Below are 19,089 nucleotides of genomic sequence, written 5' to 3'. Positions count from 1 at the left end.
ATTGGCAGCCGGAGCGTGCGGAACAAGCACTGAACACGGGTCCACCCGTCGCGGAGCCGACCCGAAAGAGCGCATCCCCCTACACCCCGTCGACCTACGAACATAGTTGAGCGAGGGTCAATTCAGAAGGGGCACGTTCCGCACGGGGTGCCGCCCGATCGGAGTACGCGTCGCTTACGTCCCGGTTGCGCCCCCTCCTGCCACCCGGATCACACCCGATGACCTGCGGTTGTGCCCTGCACGCCGACGATTCGGGCAAGGTTGCGGCCCACTGCTCGAAGGTCACACAAATTGCCGGGCCTGTGGACAAACGCGAGCGCTGGGTGCGTCATGGGATGGTGAAGGAACGTGCGCGCATTCTCGTTGTCGGCGGCGGCTACGTCGGTATGTACACGGCCCTGAGCCTCCAGCGGAAGCTCCAGCAGGAGCTGAAACGGGGCCAGGTCGACATCACCGTCGTCACTCCCGACCCGTACATGACCTATCAACCGTTCCTCCCGGAGGCAGCCGCGGGCTCCATCTCGCCCCGGCATGTCGTCGTACCGCTGCGCAGGGTCCTCGACCGCTGCCGGATCGTCGTCGGGGAGGTGACGGCGATCGACCACGCCAAGCGCACCGCGACGCTCACCACCCTCGCCACCGCGGAAGAGGGCACGGGCGCCGAGCAACTGACGTACGACGAACTCGTCCTCGCCCCCGGCTCCGTCTCGCGCACCCTGCCGATCCCCGGCCTCGCCGAACACGCCATCGGCTTCAAGACGGTCGAGGAGGCCATCGGCCTGCGCAACCACGTCATCGAACAGATGGACATCGCCTCCTCCACCCGCGACCCCGCGATCCGCGACGCGGCCCTGACCTTCGTCTTCGTGGGCGGCGGCTACGCCGGTGTCGAGGCGCTCGGCGAGCTGGAGGACATGGCCCGCTACGCCGCGCGGTACTACCACAACGTCAAGGCCGAGGACATGAAGTGGATCCTCGTCGAGGCCTCGGGCCGCATCCTGCCCGAGGTCGGCGAGGAGATGGGCAAGTACACGGTCACGCAGCTGCGCCGCCGCAACATTGACGTACGCCTGGAGACCCGCCTCGACTCCTGCGCGGACCGGATCGCCGTCCTCAGCGACGGCGCCCGCTTCCCCACCCGTACGGTCGTGTGGACCGCCGGCGTCAAACCCCACCCCCTCCTCGCGGCCACCGACCTCCCGCTGAACGAGCGCGGGCGCCTCAGGTGCACCGCCGAGCTGCGGATCGACGGCACCACGCACGCGTGGGCCGCGGGAGACGCCGCCGCCGTTCCCGACGTCACGGCGACGGAACCCGGCAAGGAGACCGCCCCCAACGCCCAGCACGCCGTCCGCCAGGCCAAGGTCCTCGGCGAGAACATCGCGCGCTCCCTGCGGGGCGAACCGCTCGAAACGTACTCCCACAAATACGTCGGTTCAGTAGCCTCCCTGGGACTCCACAAGGGCGTCGCACACGTCTACGGACGCAAGCTGAAGGGCTACCCCGCCTGGTTCATGCACCGCGTCTACCACCTGAGCAGGGTGCCCACCTTCAACCGCAAGGCGCGGGTGCTCGCCGAGTGGGTTCTGTCGGGACTCTTCAAGCGGGAGATCGTCTCCCTCGGTTCACTCGAACATCCCCGCGCGGAGTTCGAACTCGCGGCCGGTGGGAAGCCTTCTCAGAACCTGAATCAGGACCCGAAGGGGTCGTCCTGACCTAATTCAGGAACTCCACCGACTCGACCGGCGTCTGAAGGATGTCGGCCCGGCCGGCCACCCTGCCAGACTGGCTCCACGCCCTTGCCGTCCAACCCCTCTCCACCGCTCACCACCCGTCTCAAGCCTTCTCCACCCATCTCTCTCCACGAGGCTTTCCGTAAGTGCTGCATCTCCCGGGGAACGCCCCCCGCACCTCCGGCCGACCCGCTGCCGGCCTGTGCCGACAAACACGAGGCAAGGATTCGTGAACTTCACGCGCTGGAGCGCCCGACTTCCCGGAACGCAGCGCCGCGCCGCAGCGCGGACCAATCACACGATCACTCCGGACCGGCTGCCGGACCGACTCGGAGAGGGGACCGGCTCCGGCCCTGGTTCCGTACCCGCCGCCCGCGCCGAGCAGCTCGCCGACGGAGCGCCCTGCCTCCCCGCGGTCGACGACCTGCCCACCCGCGAGGTCCTCGACCGGATCCCGGCCCTGGTCGCCATCGTCCACGGCCCGGACCACCGCATCGCGTACACCAACGACGCCTACACGGCGGCCTTCGGCGTACGCGCGGAGGGCGCCCCCGCGCGGGACGCGGCCCCCGAGCTCGACGAACTGGGCGTGCTGCCCCTCCTGGATCAGGTCCGGCGCAGCTCCAAGCCCCGCACGCTCAAGTCCCGCAAGGCGCACAGCGGACGCTCGTACACGATCACGTGCACCCCGGTCGAGGCGACGGCCACTCCCGAAGGGAGTGGCGGGGTCCTCATCTTCGCCGCCGACGTCACCGACCACGCCGAGGCCGCCGAACGCCTGCGCGCCAGCGAACGCAGCCAGCGCGAAACCGCGGTGACCCTCCAGCGCTCCCTTCTCCCCCAGGAACTGGAGGAACCGGACGACCTCCGCGTCGCCGCCACCTACCACCCCGGCGGCACGGAAGCGGCGGTGGGCGGCGACTGGTACGACGTCATCACCCTCGGCGGAGGCCGCACGGCCCTCGTCATCGGCGACGTCATGGGCCGAGGAGTGCGCGCGGCAGCGGTCATGGGCCAGCTTCGTACGGCGGTCCGCGCGTACGCCCGTCTGGACCTCCCGCCGCACGAGGTCCTCCAGCTCCTCGACGGCCTCGCCATGGAGATCGACGCCAACCAGATCGCCACCTGCGTGTACGCCGTCCACGACCCGAACGAGGGCAAGCTGGTGTACGCCTCCGCGGGCCACCTCCCGATCCTTGTCCGCGACGAGAGCGGGGTCGTCCAGCGCGCCGACGAGCCCACGGGCCCGCCCCTCGGCACGGGCGGCTGGATGCACGCCTCGGGTTCGATCCCGCTCACCCCGGGCTCCACGGCGGTCCTCTACACCGACGGCCTGGTGGAACGCCGCAACGAGGACCTCGACGAGGGCATCGCAGCCCTGGAGCGCGCCCTGTCCGGCGCCACGGGCAGCCCCCAGGTCGTCTGCGACCGCCTGGTCCGCTCGGCGGGCGTCACCGCGGACCACGACGACGACGTGGCGGTCCTGGTCCTCCAGCACCCGGCCCGCACCGGCCCCGACAGCGACCTGTTCCGCAACGCGGCGCTGGAGCTCCTGGGCGGCATCGAGGCGGCCCCACGCGCGCGTGCGTTCGCCTCCGGCGTCCTGACGAGCTGGCGCTTCCCCACCGAACTGCACGACGTGGGTGTCCTCGCGGCCAGCGAACTGGTCGCGAACTCCCTCCAGCACGGCACACCCCCGATGCGCCTGCGCCTGCGCCGCACCGACCGCCGCCTCATCGTCGAGGTGACGGACGGCGACGACCACCTCCCCCTGCGCCGCACGGCGGAACCCGGCGATGAATCGGGCCGGGGCATCGCCATCGTCGCGACGATCGCCACGAGCTGGGGCTCACGCCGCACACCGGGCGGCGGCAAGGCGGTGTGGTGCGAGTTCGTGCTGCCGAACCCAGCCCGTACTACCTAGCCGGCACCACGGACCCGGAGTCCACCGGAGCCCCGCCCTGCGCGACCACCCGACTCCGCCGCGCCAGAGACGGCTGATTCTGTACGGGGGTCAGCTGCCGCCCCAGCCGTACGGCGAGGACGCTGATCCCCAGCGAGAACAGCAGGAACATCACGATGTACGGCCCGTGCAGCGAAGCCCCGAGCGGCCCGCCCACCGCCGGACCGACAGCCAGCGCGAGCTGCTTCACCAGGGCGAACGCCGAGTTGTACTGCCCCGCCATCCCGTCCGGCGCCAGATCGGCCACCAGCGGCGCGACGGTCGGCGACAGCATCGCCTCCCCGAGCCCGAACAACGCGTACGTCGACACGAACGCGGCGGTCGCCATGGCCTGGCTGCCGTGCCCGAGCCCCGCATACCCGGCCACGCCCCACGCGACGGCCCACAGGATCCCGACGGCCGCGATCACCCGGGACCGCTTCTGCCGCTCGACGAACCGGAGCACCGCGAACTGCGCGACCACGATCACCGCGGTGTTCGCAGCCAGCGCCGACCCGAGCGCGGACGTCGAGATCCCGGCCGCCTCGACCCCGTACGCGCTCAGCCCCGACTCGAACTGCCCGTAGCAGGCGAAGAAGAGAACGAAACCCAGCACACACAGCTGCACCATCGCCCGGTTCCCGAGCAACTGCTTCCAACTGCCCTTGGTCTGCTTCGGCGCACCGTCGATCCGTGCCGAACGAGGCATCCGTACGGTCGCCATGATCACGGCGAGCAGCAGGAACATCGCCGCCTCGATGGCGAACAGCAGGGTGAACGAGCCGACCCGGGTCGTGTCCACGAGATGCCCACCGATGAGCCCACCCACGCCGAGCCCGAGGTTCTGCAGGAAGAACTGGGTGGCGAAGGCCCTCGACCGGGTCTCCGCCGACGAGAAGTCCACGATCATCGTCGCGAGCGCCGGCTGCATCACGGCCTGCCCGGCCCCCAGCGCCACAGCGGCGAGGAGTACGGCGGTCGCGTTGGCGGCGAGCCCGAGGCCCATCGCGCCGACCGCGGCGGTGACCAGAGCGACGAGCAGCACCGGCAGCGGGCCACGCCGGACGATGGCCCGCCCGGCGAACGGCAGCACGATCAGCGCAGCCACAGCGAAGACGGCGAGTACGAGACCCGCCGTCATGGCTCCCAGTCCCCGCACCTGCGCCACATAGACGTACAGATAGGGGACGGTGAAGCCGAGCCCGAACGCGCTGAGTGCGTTGCCCACATGGATCCGGCGCATCGCTGCGCCCATCGCCCTGGTCACTTTCACCTGCCTTGATCGCGAAGTCGTACGCCTACCGAAAGAGTTAGGAGTGAAGACTTCGAAGCTAAAGTTAAGACTTGAACAGTACACCTCGAAGGACTTCGACGCCAAGCGCTCGCATGGGATACTGCGCACATGGGTGACACCCCCGGCGTCGGCGAACCGACGCTCGATGAGCAGATCGCCGCCTACCAGCGCGAGTTCAGGGATCTCGACCCCCAGGTCGAGAAGATCGTCGCGGCCCTCGGCCGGCTGAACCGGCGCATGAACGTCGCGTACGGACGTCAGACCGCCACGCTCGGCATCAGCAACGCCGAGTGGGAGGTGCTCAAGGCGATGGTGCTCTCCGGTGCCCCCTATCGCATGGGCCCGAGCGACCTGGCGAAGCGGCTGGGCCTGACGCCGGCCGCGATGACCCACCGGATCGACCGGATGGTGACGGAGGGACTCGTCACCAGGGCGCGCGACGAGTCCAACCGGGTCCGCGTGATCGTGGAACTGACCTACGAGGGCCGCGAGAAGTGGCTGGAGGCGATGCGCCTGGCGACCGTCTTCGAGGAGGACCTTCTCCAGGACCTCTCCCAGGACGAACGCGCCAGGCTCGGCGACGTCCTCACCCGCCTCCTGCGCCGCGTGGAGCACGCCCAGCCGGACGCCGGCGGGCGACTCAGCGACCTCGACTAAAGATCTTGACAGGGCAGACAGGGGGTGCTTGACATCGCCCAGCCCGATCCGTAAAGTTCTCCGGGTTGCCACGGGGCCGTAACGGTTCTGCGGCAGCACCTCCGCCGCAGTAGCGGCAACCCAAACCATCAGCACGATCTCCCAGCCGGGGTTGTTTTCGGTGTGCCCGAATTCAATTCGAATGGGGCTCGATGAAGCGAAGCGGCCCGATTGGGAATCGCCGAGTGGATCCGCTAAGGTTTGGGACGTCGGAACGGCCCAACAGCCGGGAGGACAAGCCCCACTGACTGGGAATCAGGCCCGAAACGGTCTGGTAGAGTCAGAGTCGCCGGAAAGGGAAACGCGAAAGCGGGAACCTGGAAAGCACCGAGGAAATCGGATACGGAAACGGTCTGGTAGAGTCGGAAACGCAAGACAGCGAAACAGCAGGACAGTACAACAGCAAGAATAGTAGGACCGAAGGGAAACTGCCCGGAGGAAAGCCTGAGAGTGTTCTTGGGTGAGTACGAAGGAAGCGTCCGTTCCTTGAGAACTCAACAGCGTGCCAAAAATCAACGCCAAGTTTGTTGATACCCCGGCTCACAGGCTTTTGTCTGTGGGTTGAGGTTCCTTTGAAGTAGTAAACACAGCGAGGACGCTGTGAACGGTCGGGCTTATTCCGCCTGACTGTTCCGCTCTCGTGGTGTGACCCGATTACGGGTTGACATTCACGGAGAGTTTGATCCTGGCTCAGGACGAACGCTGGCGGCGTGCTTAACACATGCAAGTCGAACGATGAACCCGCTTCGGTGGGGGATTAGTGGCGAACGGGTGAGTAACACGTGGGCAATCTGCCCTTCACTCTGGGACAAGCCCTGGAAACGGGGTCTAATACCGGATAATACTCCTGCAGGCATCTGTGGGGGTTAAAAGCTCCGGCGGTGAAGGATGAGCCCGCGGCCTATCAGCTTGTTGGTGAGGTAGTGGCTCACCAAGGCGACGACGGGTAGCCGGCCTGAGAGGGCGACCGGCCACACTGGGACTGAGACACGGCCCAGACTCCTACGGGAGGCAGCAGTGGGGAATATTGCACAATGGGCGAAAGCCTGATGCAGCGACGCCGCGTGAGGGATGACGGCCTTCGGGTTGTAAACCTCTTTCAGCAGGGAAGAAGCGCAAGTGACGGTACCTGCAGAAGAAGCGCCGGCTAACTACGTGCCAGCAGCCGCGGTAATACGTAGGGCGCAAGCGTTGTCCGGAATTATTGGGCGTAAAGAGCTCGTAGGCGGTCTGTCGCGTCGGATGTGAAAGCCCGGGGCTTAACCCCGGGTCTGCATTCGATACGGGCAGACTAGAGTGTGGTAGGGGAGATCGGAATTCCTGGTGTAGCGGTGAAATGCGCAGATATCAGGAGGAACACCGGTGGCGAAGGCGGATCTCTGGGCCATTACTGACGCTGAGGAGCGAAAGCGTGGGGAGCGAACAGGATTAGATACCCTGGTAGTCCACGCCGTAAACGGTGGGAACTAGGTGTTGGCGACATTCCACGTCGTCGGTGCCGCAGCTAACGCATTAAGTTCCCCGCCTGGGGAGTACGGCCGCAAGGCTAAAACTCAAAGGAATTGACGGGGGCCCGCACAAGCAGCGGAGCATGTGGCTTAATTCGACGCAACGCGAAGAACCTTACCAAGGCTTGACATACACCGGAAAGCATCAGAGATGGTGCCCCCCTTGTGGTCGGTGTACAGGTGGTGCATGGCTGTCGTCAGCTCGTGTCGTGAGATGTTGGGTTAAGTCCCGCAACGAGCGCAACCCTTGTTCTGTGTTGCCAGCATGCCCTTCGGGGTGATGGGGACTCACAGGAGACTGCCGGGGTCAACTCGGAGGAAGGTGGGGACGACGTCAAGTCATCATGCCCCTTATGTCTTGGGCTGCACACGTGCTACAATGGCCGGTACAATGAGCTGCGATGCCGTGAGGCGGAGCGAATCTCAAAAAGCCGGTCTCAGTTCGGATTGGGGTCTGCAACTCGACCCCATGAAGTCGGAGTTGCTAGTAATCGCAGATCAGCATTGCTGCGGTGAATACGTTCCCGGGCCTTGTACACACCGCCCGTCACGTCACGAAAGTCGGTAACACCCGAAGCCGGTGGCCCAACCCCTCACGGGGAGGGAGCTGTCGAAGGTGGGACTGGCGATTGGGACGAAGTCGTAACAAGGTAGCCGTACCGGAAGGTGCGGCTGGATCACCTCCTTTCTAAGGAGCATTTCTTACCGGGGCCTTTCGGGGTTCCGGTCAGAGGCCAGTACATCGGCGGATGTCCGATGCTGGTTGCTCATGGGTGGAACGTTGATTATTCGGCCGGTTTCACGGGTCGGAGGCTTGCAAGTACTGCTCTCGCAAGAGGGCGTGGAAAGCATGATCTCCGGGCGGGGACGGGTCGGGCGCGCTGTTGGGTGTCTGAGGGTACGGCCGGCTTGTCTGGTCGCCTTCAGTGCCGGCCCCAGTGAACTCGCCCGTTTGTGGGTGGGGTGGTGGGTGGTTGGTCGTTGTTTGAGAACTGCACAGTGGACGCGAGCATCTGTGGCCAAGTTTTTAAGGGCGCACGGTGGATGCCTTGGCACCAGGAACCGATGAAGGACGTGGGAGGCCACGATAGTCCCCGGGGAGTCGTCAACCAGGCTTTGATCCGGGGGTTTCCGAATGGGGAAACCCGGCAGTCGTCATGGGCTGTCACCCACATCTGAACACATAGGGTGTGTGGAGGGAACGCGGGGAAGTGAAACATCTCAGTACCCGCAGGAAGAGAAAACAACCGTGATTCCGGGAGTAGTGGCGAGCGAAACCGGATGAGGCCAAACCGTATGCGTGTGAGACCCGGCAGGGGTTGCGTATACGGGGTTGTGGGATCTCTCTTTCATGGTCTGCCGGCCGTGAGACGAGTCAGAAACCGTTGGTGTAGGCGAAGGACATGCGAAAGGTCCGGCGTAGAGGGTAAGACCCCCGTAGTCGAAACATCAACGGCTCGTTTGAGAGACACCCAAGTAGCACGGGGCCCGAGAAATCCCGTGTGAATCTGGCGGGACCACCCGTTAAGCCTAAATATTCCCTGGTGACCGATAGCGGATAGTACCGTGAGGGAATGGTGAAAAGTACCGCGGGAGCGGAGTGAAATAGTACCTGAAACCGTGTGCCTACAAGCCGTGGGAGCGTCGCTGTATGTGCTTGCACATACAGTCGTGACTGCGTGCCTTTTGAAGAATGAGCCTGCGAGTTTGCGGTGTGTTGCGAGGTTAACCCGTGTGGGGAAGCCGTAGCGAAAGCGAGTCCGAATAGGGCGTTTTAGTAGCGCGCTCAAGACCCGAAGCGGAGTGATCTAGCCATGGGCAGGTTGAAGCGGAGGTAAGACTTCGTGGAGGACCGAACCCACCAGGGTTGAAAACCTGGGGGATGACCTGTGGTTAGGGGTGAAAGGCCAATCAAACTCCGTGATAGCTGGTTCTCCCCGAAATGCATTTAGGTGCAGCGTCGTGTGTTTCTTGCCGGAGGTAGAGCACTGGATAGGCGATGGGCCCTACCGGGTTACTGACCTTAGCCAAACTCCGAATGCCGGTAAGTGAGAGCACGGCAGTGAGACTGTGGGGGATAAGCTCCATGGTCGAGAGGGAAACAGCCCAGAGCATCGACTAAGGCCCCTAAGCGTACGCTAAGTGGGAAAGGATGTGGAGTCGCACAGACAACCAGGAGGTTGGCTTAGAAGCAGCCACCCTTGAAAGAGTGCGTAATAGCTCACTGGTCTAGTGATTCCGCGCCGACAATGTAGCGGGGCTCAAGCGTACCGCCGAAGTCGTGTCATTCCAGCTTTAGGGCCAACGCCTGCTGGGATGGGTAGGGGAGCGTCGTGTGCCGGGTGAAGCTGCAGCGGAAGCTAGTGGTGGACGGTTCACGAGTGAGAATGCAGGCATGAGTAGCGATACACACGTGGGAAACGTGTGCGCCGATTGACTAAGGGTTCCTGGGTCAAGCTGATCTGCCCAGGGTAAGTCGGGACCTAAGGCGAGGCCGACAGGCGTAGTCGATGGATAACCGGTTGATATTCCGGTACCCGCTGTGAAGCGTCAAACAGTGAACCAGGCGATGCTAAGTCCGTGAAGCCGCCCCGGAGCCTTCGGGCAAGGGGGAGTGGTGGAGCCGACGGACCAGACCTGTAGTAGGTGAGTGATGGGGTGACGCAGGAAGGTAGTCCATCCCGGGCGGTGGTTGTCCCGGGGTAAGGGTGTAGGACGTCAGGTAGGTAAATCCGCCTGGCACATAGTCTGAGACCTGATGCCGAGCCGATTGTGGTGAAGTGGATGATCCTATGCTGTCGAGAAAAGCCTCTAGCGAGTTTCATGGCGGCCCGTACCCTAAACCGACTCAGGTGGTCAGGTAGAGAATACCGAGGCGTTCGGGTGAACTATGGTTAAGGAACTCGGCAAAATGCCCCCGTAACTTCGGGAGAAGGGGGGCCATCACTGGTGAGGAGACGTGCTCTCCGAGCTGGGGGTGGCCGCAGAGACCAGCGAGAAGCGACTGTTTACTAAAAACACAGGTCCGTGCGAAGCCGTAAGGCGATGTATACGGACTGACGCCTGCCCGGTGCTGGAACGTTAAGGGGACCGGTTAGTCACATTTCGGTGTGGCGAAGCTGAGAACTTAAGCGCCAGTAAACGGCGGTGGTAACTATAACCATCCTAAGGTAGCGAAATTCCTTGTCGGGTAAGTTCCGACCTGCACGAATGGCGTAACGACTTCTCGACTGTCTCAACCATAGGCCCGGTGAAATTGCACTACGAGTAAAGATGCTCGTTTCGCGCAGCAGGACGGAAAGACCCCGGGACCTTTACTATAGTTTGATATTGGTGTTCGGTTCGGCTTGTGTAGGATAGCTGGGAGACTGTGAAGCCTGGACGCCAGTTCGGGTGGAGTCGTCGTTGAAATACCAGTCTGGTCGTGCTGGATGTCTAACCTGGGTCCGTGATCCGGATCAGGGACAGTGTCTGATGGGTAGTTTAACTGGGGCGGTTGCCTCCTAAAGAGTAACGGAGGCGCCCAAAGGTTCCCTCAGCCTGGTTGGCAATCAGGTGTTGAGTGTAAGTGCACAAGGGAGCTTGACTGTGAGACCGACGGGTCGAGCAGGGACGAAAGTCGGGACTAGTGATCCGGCGGTGGCTTGTGGAAGCGCCGTCGCTCAACGGATAAAAGGTACCCCGGGGATAACAGGCTGATCTTCCCCAAGAGTCCATATCGACGGGATGGTTTGGCACCTCGATGTCGGCTCGTCGCATCCTGGGGCTGGAGTCGGTCCCAAGGGTTGGGCTGTTCGCCCATTAAAGCGGTACGCGAGCTGGGTTTAGAACGTCGTGAGACAGTTCGGTCCCTATCCGCTGCGCGCGCAGGAACATTGAGAAGGGCTGTCCCTAGTACGAGAGGACCGGGACGGACGAACCTCTGGTGTGCCAGTTGTCCTGCCAAGGGCATGGCTGGTTGGCTACGTTCGGGAGGGATAACCGCTGAAAGCATCTAAGCGGGAAGCCTGCTTCGAGATGAGTGTTCCCACCCACTAGATGGGGTAAGGCTCCCAGTAGACGACTGGGTTGATAGGCCAGATCTGGAAGCCCGGTAACGGGTGGAGGTGACTGGTACTAATAGGCCGAGGGCTTGTCCTCAGTTGCTCGCGTCCACTGTGTTGGTTCTGAAACCACGAACAACCCCGCCCGGGGCCACTGGGTGGTGCGGTTGATATGTGTTTCACCGTGTTTCGGTGGTCATAGCGTGAGGGAAACGCCCGGTTACATTCCGAACCCGGAAGCTAAGCCTCACAGCGCCGATGGTACTGCAGGGGGGACCCTGTGGGAGAGTAGGACACCGCCGAACAAATATTACGAAAACCCCCGCACTTTCGAGTGCGGGGGTTTTTTGTTTTCCGGATTTCCGCGGGGGCACTACCGTGATCGCTATGAGCAGCTTTGTGGTCAGGTCCGTGCGGGCGGACGAGTGGCGTGCCGCCAAGGAGCTTCGGCTGGCTGCCCTGCGGGATCCCGTCGCGCACCTCGCCTTCCTGGAGACGTACGAGGAGGCTGTGGGCCGGCCTGATTCCTTCTGGCAGGAGCGGACGCAGCGGGCGGCCGAGGGGACGACCGGTGCTCAGCAGATCATCGCCGAGGGGCCCGACGGGGAGTGGGTCGGCGGGCTTGTGGTGCTTGTCGAGGAGCCTGGGTCGACTGATTGGACGGGGGCCGTCGTCGAGCAGCGGCAGGGGCACATTGTCGGGGTGTTCATGCTGCCGGAGCACCGGGGGTGCGGGCTGACCGACGTGCTCTTCGACGCCGCTCTCGAGTGGGCCTGGGAGGCCGCGGGCGCAGAGCGGGTGCGGTTGATCGTCCATCAGGACAACGCGCGTGCGCAGCGGTTCTATCGGCGCGTGGGGTTCGTGCCCAGTGGGGTCACCGTGCCGTTGGCTAGGGGCTCCGCCGACTCTCACTCCCACTCCCAGTCCGAGTCCCATTCCGAGTCCGAGGTGGAGTGGGAGTTGGAGTTTGTGATGGAGCGGGAGTCACACCCGTAGGTCGTGGTGGGGCCATCGTGCTCGGAGTTGTTCCTTTGACCGGAGCAGGGCCAGGGTGGGCATGCCCCGGTCCGCGCCGGTGGTGAGCAGTTCCGGGAGCTGGGGGAGCGGGGCGACCGCCGCGACGTCGTCCAGGACGAGCGTCATTGGTGGGTCGAGGCGACCGGAGGATGACCGTTCGGCCATGCTCCGGCCGCGCTCGACCACGCTTGCGGTAAGTGCCGTCAGGAGGGGCATCGCGCCCGGGTTCGTTCTGGGGTCCTCGATCGGTTCACCGACCACATAGAGCGTGCCCCCTTCGGCGATGAAGGAATCCAGCACGAGGGCATCACTTCGGTTCGCCGTACACGCCTCGCGGACGTTCACCGTCGAGAGCGCGGTGAGGGCTCGGCTCGTCAACTCCTGCGCGATGTCCCGGCGTTCGGGGTGCGCGGTGAGCGCGGCTTCGAGTTCGCCGGCGGCGCCGGGGGCGGCCTTGGGGTTGGTGCGGAGGATGCGTACGGCTTCCTGGACGTTAGTGCCCTGGGACCAGCGGTGTACGTGGCGGACCGTGCGGCCGTCCGTCGCGGCTGCGTGGAGGTAGCTGCGGAGGAGGGTCTCGGCGGTTTCCGCGGTTGTCCGGTCGATCTTCGCGGTGGGGCGGACCGGGGCGAGGAGCGCGGCTGCTCTTGCGGCTGCGGTGGGTCTGTCCTCGCAGCCCGTGGTGGGGGGCCAGTGGAGGCGGGACGGGGTGTCGCAGAGGTGGGTGGGGTCGTAGAGGAGGACGGGGCCGAGTTTGGCCCGGGCGTCCTTCGTCTCCTGCCAGAGGGCGGGGTTGGAGGTGAGGACGAGCGCGGGGCCCTCGGCGTCCTGGACGGCCTGGGCCGCGGGGTGGGTGCGGGTGTCCTGGGTGCCGAAGAAGATTGTTTCCCAACCGCCCACCCGTTTGCTGTCTGTTGGGATAGGGGGCGTCGAGGGGGTCTCTGCCGGTGGAGTCCTTTCGGTGGCCTTCTCCATCGCGACCACTGGCGGTTCCGTACGTTGCACCGGGACCTCGGTTTCGACCGGAACCCGGGCTTCGGCCTCGGCCTCGTGGCGGGGGTGCCCGCGCGTCGCCCTTCTCGCCGCCCGTACCGCCTTCCAGCGGGCCAGGGTGCCCACCACGAACACCGTCAGGACGAACAGGATCATCAGCTGGCCGATGAACAGGCCCCAGAACAGCCCCCAGCCCGAGAGCCGGCCCGCAGGTGTCCGGGGCCAGGCGCCCGGCATGTCGCTCGGCTCCGTGATCAGGTGGCGCAGCGCCTCCGGGGTACGGGTGAACGTGACCCCCTGTGGCCAGGCGCCGTGGGAGAGCAGGCTCGCGAGGCCTGTTGCCGACCAGACCAGTACCGTCACGCCGAGCAGAAACCCGATCAGGCCGATCAACAGGCCGTCGGAGACGCCGCGTTGGCCCTGTCGCTGGTTGCCTCCGTGCCGTTCGTCCGGTCTCATCGCGTCACGCCACCGTGGACTCGGAGGAGTCGTCGAGATCGCTGAGATGCTGTTCGACGAAGGCCGCCGCGCGTTCCTCGGCCTCCAGTTCCGCGGCTCTCAGGGCGTCGTCGGTCAGCTGGAGGTCGCGGTCGCGGGACGACTCCGTCATCGCCCGGTCGGTGAAGACGAGGGCCCGTTCCGTCTCCGTGACGAGGTGTTTGACGACCTGGACGTTGCCGTTGACGTCCCAGACGGCGATGCCCGGTGTCAGGGTCGGGATGATTTCCACCGCCCAGCGGGGTAGGCCGATGACGCGCCCCGTTGCCCTTGCCTCGTCGGCCTTCTGGGCGTAGATCGTCCGTGTCGACGCCATTTTGAGGATCGCCGAGGCCTCCTTCGCCGCCGCTCCGTCCACCACGTCGCTCAGGTGGTGGACGACCGCCACGAAGGACAGGCCGAGACGGCGGCCGAACTTCAGCAGGCGCTGGAAGAGCTGGGCCACGAACGGGCTGCTGATGATGTGCCAGGCCTCCTCGACCAGGAAGATGCGCTTCTTCCGGTCGGGGCGGATCCAGGTGTGCTCCAGCCACACGCCGATGATCGCCATGAGGATCGGCATGGCGATGGAGTTGCGGTCGATGTGGGACAGGTCGAAGACGATCAGGGGGGCGTCGAGGTCGATGCCGATCGTCGTCGGGCCGTCGAACATGCCTCGCAGGTCGCCGTCGACGAGACGGTCGATGACCAGGGCCACGTCGAGGCCCCAGGCCCGTACGTCGTCCAGGGCGACGTTCATCGCTTCCGCCGACTCCGGCTCGGGGTGGCGGAGTTGCTCGACGATGTCCGTCAGGACCGGCTGGCGTTCGACGATCGTCTCGTTGACGTAGGCGTGCGCGACCTTGAGGGCGAAGCCGGAGCGTTCGTCCAGGCCGTGGCCCATCGCCACTTCGATGATCGTGCGGAGCAGGGCGAGTTGGCCTGTGGTGGTGATGGCGGGGTCGAGGGGGTTGAGGCGGATCCCCATGTCCAGTGCGGCCATCGGGTCCAGGCGGATGGGGGTTATCCCCAACTCCTCCGCGATGAGGTTCCATTCGCCGACGCCGTCCTCGCCCTGTGCGTCGAGGACGACCACCTGGCGGTCCCGGAAGCGGAGCTGGCGTAGGACGTAGGTCTTCTCCAGGGCCGACTTGCCGTTGCCCGATTCGCCCAGCACCAGCCAGTGGGGGGCGGGGAGTTGCTGGCCGTACAGCTGGAAGGGGTCGTAGATGTAGCCCTTCCCTGAGTAGACCTCGCGGCCGATGATGACGCCGGAGTCGCCTAGGCCGGGGGCGGCCGTGGGGAGGTAGACGGCCTGGGCCTGGCCCGTGGAGGTGCGGACGGGCAGGCGGGTCGTCTCGATCTTGCCGAAGAGGAAGGACGTGAAGGTGTCGGTGAGGGCGGTCAGCGGATCCCGCATCAGCGCATCAGCCCTACCTTCGGATTCCGGTGGCGAACGGGAGTGTGTTGACGAACGCTCGGTGGTGCTCTCGGTCGCACCACTCCAGCTTCAGGTACGACTTGCCCGCCGACGCCCTTATCGTGCGCTTGTCGCGCGCCAGGGCCTCCGGTGAGCGGGAGGAGACGGTGATGTAGCCGACCAGGTTCACGCCGGCCGCGCCGCTCGCGAGGTCCTCGCCGCGCTGGTCGATGCGGTTGTGGGAGGCCACATCGCGGGGGTCGACCGTGCGGTTCATCTTGGCGGCCCGGCTCGCCTCGGCGTCGTCGTTCGTCTTCTCCGTCAGCATGCGCTCGATGGCCACCTCGGTGGGTTCGAGGTCCATGGTGACGGCGACCGTGCGGATGACGTCGGGAGTGTGGACGAGGAGCGGGGCGAGGAAGTTGACGCCCACCGGGGTCATCGGCCATTCCTTCACCCACGCCGTGGAGTGGCACCAGGGGGCGCGGGTCGACGACTCGCGGGTCTTCGCCTGGAGGTACGTCGGCTCCATGGCGTCCAGTTCGGCCGGCCAGGCGTTGCGCTTCGTCATCGCCTGGAGGTGGTCGATCGGGTGGTCCGGGTCGTACATGGAGTGGATGAGGGAGGCGAGTCTGCCCTGGCCGAGGGGCTGGCGGACGCGGATGTCCGCCTCCTGGAGCCGGGAGCAGATGTCCGTCAGTTCGCGGGCCATGACCACCGCGAGGCCCGCGTCCCGGTCGATCTTCCTGCCGTTGTGCGGGCGTGCCGCGCGGGCCATCGTGTGGGCCTCGGCGGCGAGTTCGCGGTTGAAGTGCATACAGGCGACGAGGTACGCGCGGTGCTGCTCGCTGCTCGTCGACACCATGGACTGCAACTGGTCGTACGAGTGCTGAAGCCACTGCGGTGACTTCTCGTCGCCGCGGACGGCCACGTCCTTGGCGTGGGCGTCCGGGTCGGCGGGGAGGGTGCGGGCGAGCATCTGGAGGCGGGTGACGAAGCCGTCGCCGTTCGCCACGTGCTTGAGGAGGGTGCCGAAGCGGTCGACGAGGGCTTCCTGGTCCTCGCTGTCGCGCAGGCCGACGCCGGGGCCCTCGATCTCGATCGCCGCCGTCACCGTACGGCGGTCCGCGTGCAGGAGTACGGCGATCTCGTCCGGGCCGAACGGGGCCGCGAGCCAGTTGATGCGGCCGATGCCGGGGGGCGGGCCGATCTCGACCTCGCGGCCGTCGATCTGGGTGCCGGCCTCCATGACGGAGCTGCGGTACGCCGTTCCCTGGCGGAGCGTCCGCTTGTAACTGCGGTTGATCTCGAACCACTTGTAGAACGTGCGGCGCTTGTACGGGACGTACACCACTGCCAGTGCCAGCATCGGGAAGCCGGTCAGCAGCACGATGCGCAGGGCCAGGACGGGGACGACCAGGCCGCACACCATGCCGAGGAAGGCGCCCACGATGATGAGCGCGATCTCGCCGGACTCGCGGTTGCGGCCGACGATCGCGTTCGGTCGGGCGCGGCCGATGAGATACGTACGGCGGGGCGAGACCGTGTGGGACACGTGGGCCACATGGGAATCCGTCGTCAACGCCCGTCACCTCCAGGGCGGTTGGATCGGTTGCTGTTGCCGGCGTGCGGGCTGCTGCGCGGCGGGGGTGCGGCGGAGGGGACAGATCCGCCGCCGCCCGAGGGCCGCGAGCTGTGCGCCGCGACGCCGCCGGACACGGGGTTGGCCGGGCGCGGTGCGGAGGACGACTGGCCGCCGCCTCCACCGCCCCCGTTGTTGTCCGCCCGGCTGCTGTGGGTCTTGATGCCCTGGGCGACGAGGGTCGCCGGGGAGCTGATGACAGCGGCGGCCTTGCTCTCGGCGCCCTGCATGATGCGGTTGTTGCGGGAGTTGGCGATCTCGTCGCCGAAGCCCGGGACGAAGCGGTAGATCATCGCGCTCGCGAAGATGGCGAGGAGGATGATGGAGAGACCGGAGACGACCGCCGAGAAGGCGTCCGGGCCGTCGTTGGTGGACAGGGCGCCTGCCAGGCCCAGCACGATGGCGATCACCGGTTTGACCAGGATGACCGCGATCATGATGCCGGCCCAGCGGCGGACGTGCCCCCACAGGTTCTTGTCGACCAGCCCCGCGTACACGACCGTGCCGAGGAGCGCGCCGACGTAGAGCAGGGCGGCCCGGATGACGAGTTCCAGCCAGAGGACGCCGGCCGCGAGGATCGACACCATGGACACCACGATCAGCATGATCGGGCCGCCGCCGATGTCCTGGCCCTTGGCGAGCGCACCGGAGAAGGTGCCGAAGAACGTGTCGGTCTGGTCGCCGGTCGCGCTCGCGAGGACCTCGGTGACGCCGTCGGTCGCCGAGACGACGGTGTAGAGGACGAGGGGCGTGAAGGCGGAGGCCAGGACGGTCAGCCAGAGGAAGCCGATCGCCTCGGAGATGGCCGTGGTGAGGGGGACGCCCCGCACGGCCCGCTTGGAGACGGCGAGCAGCCACAGCACCAGGGTCAGGACGGTGGACGCGGCGAACACGACCGCGTACTGCTGGAGGAACTTGGCGTTGGTGAAGTCGACGTTCGCGGTCTCCTTCACGGCCTCGCTGAGCTTGTCGACCGTCCAGGAGGCGGCGTCGGCGCAGCCCTTGGCGAGGGAGGACAGCGGGTCGAGGGTGGAGGTGGGGCTGGTGACGGAGCCCGAGCCGGCGCCGCTCTGTTCGCCTTCGCAGAGCTTCTTGGCCTCGTCGAAGAGCAGGGAGCAGTCGGTGTTCCCCGCCGTCGCGGAGGCCGACGGCGAGGGGGACGGTGTCGGTGCCGCGTACGCCTGGGTGGCCAGGAGTACGGCCGCCGTCTGTACGGCTGTCAGCGCGCCGGCGATCTTGAGCACGAGGTAGGACCTACCTGGCGTGTTACCGGGCATAGGTGAACCCTCCGTACTCGTCGATGGCCTTGCTGATCTCGTCGGAGGCGGCGGCCCGGTCGTCGCCGGGGACCGGGTTGGGGCCGTCCTTCTCCGAGTAGGAGACGATCTTCCAGTCGTCGCCCGACCAGCGCATGTCGTAGGTCCAGGTGTTCCAGGACGAGGTGACCGGGCTGGTGGACTTCTCACCGGCGATGCCGGTCAGGAGGACGTACCAGACGTCGACCGTGGCGGTGGCGCCGCCGTACGCCACGGTCTTCGTACCGACCGGTGTCACGCGCGAGACGAAAGTGCTGCCCTCGGGGGCGTTGCCGTTGGCGTCGAGGCCGAGTCTGGTGAGGAGGCTCGCCGAGTAGGCCTTGTCGAGGGGGGCCTTGAGTCTGGTGGCGGCCTCGGCGGTGAAGAGGGCGTCGACGAGCTTGTCCCGGCTGTCCTTCCGGAACATGCCGGTCGAGCCCAGCGACACCGCGTAGTTGGCCGCCGCGGACTGGACGCCCTGCCGGTTGTGCGCGAACCCGGACGGGATGCCGGCCGCCTTCTTGGTGACCGGTTGATCGCCGGAGGCCTCGGTCGCCGCCGCGTCGGGCCGGCTGTCGCTGCCGGAGCCGGTGCCCGCCGAGGAGGAGGACGAGGACGTAGAGGAATCGTCTCCTCCGCGGTTCGCGAAGGCGATCGCCGCGATCAGCAGGACGACCACGCCGACCGCTGTCACCGTGCCCCGTGACGACTTGGGGCGCCGTGCGCCGCCGTAGACGCCGCCGTTGCCCTGGTCGTGGTAGCGGGTCCGGGTCTGGCCGGTGCCGCCGTACCCGTCGTCGTCGGGGCGGGTGGAGTCGCCGTTGCTCTGGCTGTCACCGAGACTCATCGCGCGCCCGTCCCCTCGACTCGTATCGAATCGAACTCGTATGGAACTCGTGTCGAATCGACGCGTACGGGTACGCGTGACAGTACGACGGTAGCCGTGCTGGTTCCCGCGCGGGCGCGGTGTGGTGACTCGACATCAGGGAGACGCAACCTCAGTCGGTGGGCACGACGGGTGGATGGGTG

General features: G+C 66.0%; 10 protein-coding genes and 3 rRNA genes. 7 read left to right on the top strand and 6 right to left on the bottom strand.

Going from position 1 to position 19,089, the window contains the following annotated elements:
• The first annotated feature begins 335 nt into the window (after positions 1-335).
• On the top strand, positions 336-1,715 hold the full coding sequence (locus OG595_RS19285; protein WP_329273656.1) for an NAD(P)/FAD-dependent oxidoreductase: 1,380 nt from the start codon (positions 336-338) through the stop codon (positions 1,713-1,715).
• Between the two features lie 247 nt (positions 1,716-1,962).
• Positions 1,963-3,657 carry an ATP-binding SpoIIE family protein phosphatase gene (locus tag OG595_RS19280; protein ID WP_329273655.1) on the top strand — a complete coding sequence of 565 codons (1,695 nt, stop codon included), beginning with the start codon at positions 1,963-1,965 and terminating at the stop codon, positions 3,655-3,657.
• Here OG595_RS19280 and OG595_RS19275 read toward each other — a convergent pair.
• A complete protein-coding gene (locus tag OG595_RS19275) occupies positions 3,650-4,930 on the bottom strand; it encodes an MFS transporter (RefSeq protein WP_329273653.1) in 1,281 nt (426 codons plus the stop codon). The genes OG595_RS19280 and OG595_RS19275 overlap by 8 nt on opposite strands.
• Before the next feature lie 147 nt (positions 4,931-5,077).
• On the opposite strand from OG595_RS19275, the gene OG595_RS19270 reads away from it, so the two are divergent.
• The 5 genes from OG595_RS19270 to OG595_RS19250 all read left to right on the top strand — a co-directional run bounded on the left by OG595_RS19270 (position 5,078) and on the right by OG595_RS19250 (position 12,212).
• Positions 5,078-5,626: a MarR family winged helix-turn-helix transcriptional regulator gene (locus OG595_RS19270; protein ID WP_329273651.1), complete on the top strand. Its 549-nt coding sequence runs from the start codon at positions 5,078-5,080 to the stop codon at positions 5,624-5,626.
• 706 nt (positions 5,627-6,332) lie between these two features.
• A 16S ribosomal RNA gene (locus OG595_RS19265) occupies positions 6,333-7,861 on the top strand.
• Between the two features lie 329 nt (positions 7,862-8,190).
• Positions 8,191-11,313: ribosomal RNA gene (locus OG595_RS19260) — 23S ribosomal RNA — on the top strand.
• 91 nt (positions 11,314-11,404) lie between these two features.
• Positions 11,405-11,521: ribosomal RNA gene (gene rrf / locus OG595_RS19255) — 5S ribosomal RNA — on the top strand.
• The 16S, 23S and 5S rRNA genes sit together here, the layout of an rRNA operon.
• 82 nt (positions 11,522-11,603) lie before the next feature.
• Positions 11,604-12,212, top strand: a complete 609-nt coding sequence (locus OG595_RS19250; RefSeq protein ID WP_329273650.1) for a GNAT family N-acetyltransferase — start codon at positions 11,604-11,606, stop codon at positions 12,210-12,212.
• Here the strand turns inward: OG595_RS19250 and OG595_RS19245 are convergent.
• From OG595_RS19245 to OG595_RS19225, 5 genes are read right to left on the bottom strand one after another with little or no spacing between them, the layout of a single operon-like run.
• A complete protein-coding gene (locus OG595_RS19245; RefSeq protein WP_329273649.1) occupies positions 12,201-13,685 on the bottom strand; it encodes a type IV secretory system conjugative DNA transfer family protein in 1,485 nt (494 codons plus the stop codon). The two genes, OG595_RS19250 and OG595_RS19245, sit on opposite strands and share 12 nt — an antisense overlap.
• Positions 13,686-13,689: 4 nt before the next feature.
• A complete protein-coding gene (locus OG595_RS19240; RefSeq protein WP_329273648.1) occupies positions 13,690-15,123 on the bottom strand; it encodes an ATP-binding protein in 1,434 nt (477 codons plus the stop codon).
• Between the two features lie 13 nt (positions 15,124-15,136).
• A complete protein-coding gene (locus OG595_RS19235) occupies positions 15,137-16,687 on the bottom strand; it encodes an SCO6880 family protein (protein ID WP_443073350.1) in 1,551 nt (516 codons plus the stop codon).
• Between the two features lie 14 nt (positions 16,688-16,701).
• Positions 16,702-18,042, bottom strand: coding sequence for a hypothetical protein (locus tag OG595_RS19230; protein WP_329273645.1), 1,341 nt, complete (start codon positions 18,040-18,042; stop codon positions 16,702-16,704).
• Positions 18,032-18,907 (bottom strand): hypothetical protein, encoded by an 876-nt coding sequence (locus OG595_RS19225; protein WP_329273644.1) that lies wholly within the window; start codon positions 18,905-18,907, stop codon positions 18,032-18,034. The genes OG595_RS19230 and OG595_RS19225 overlap by 11 nt, the downstream gene beginning before the upstream one ends.
• Between the last annotated feature and the right edge of the window lie 182 nt (positions 18,908-19,089).

The sequence above is a fragment of the Streptomyces sp. NBC_01451 genome, assembly GCF_036227485.1.
GTDB lineage: Bacteria > Actinomycetota > Actinomycetes > Streptomycetales > Streptomycetaceae > Streptomyces.
The sequence above is the reverse complement of the archived record's forward strand: the minus strand, read 5'-3'. Positions and strand labels throughout refer to the sequence as shown.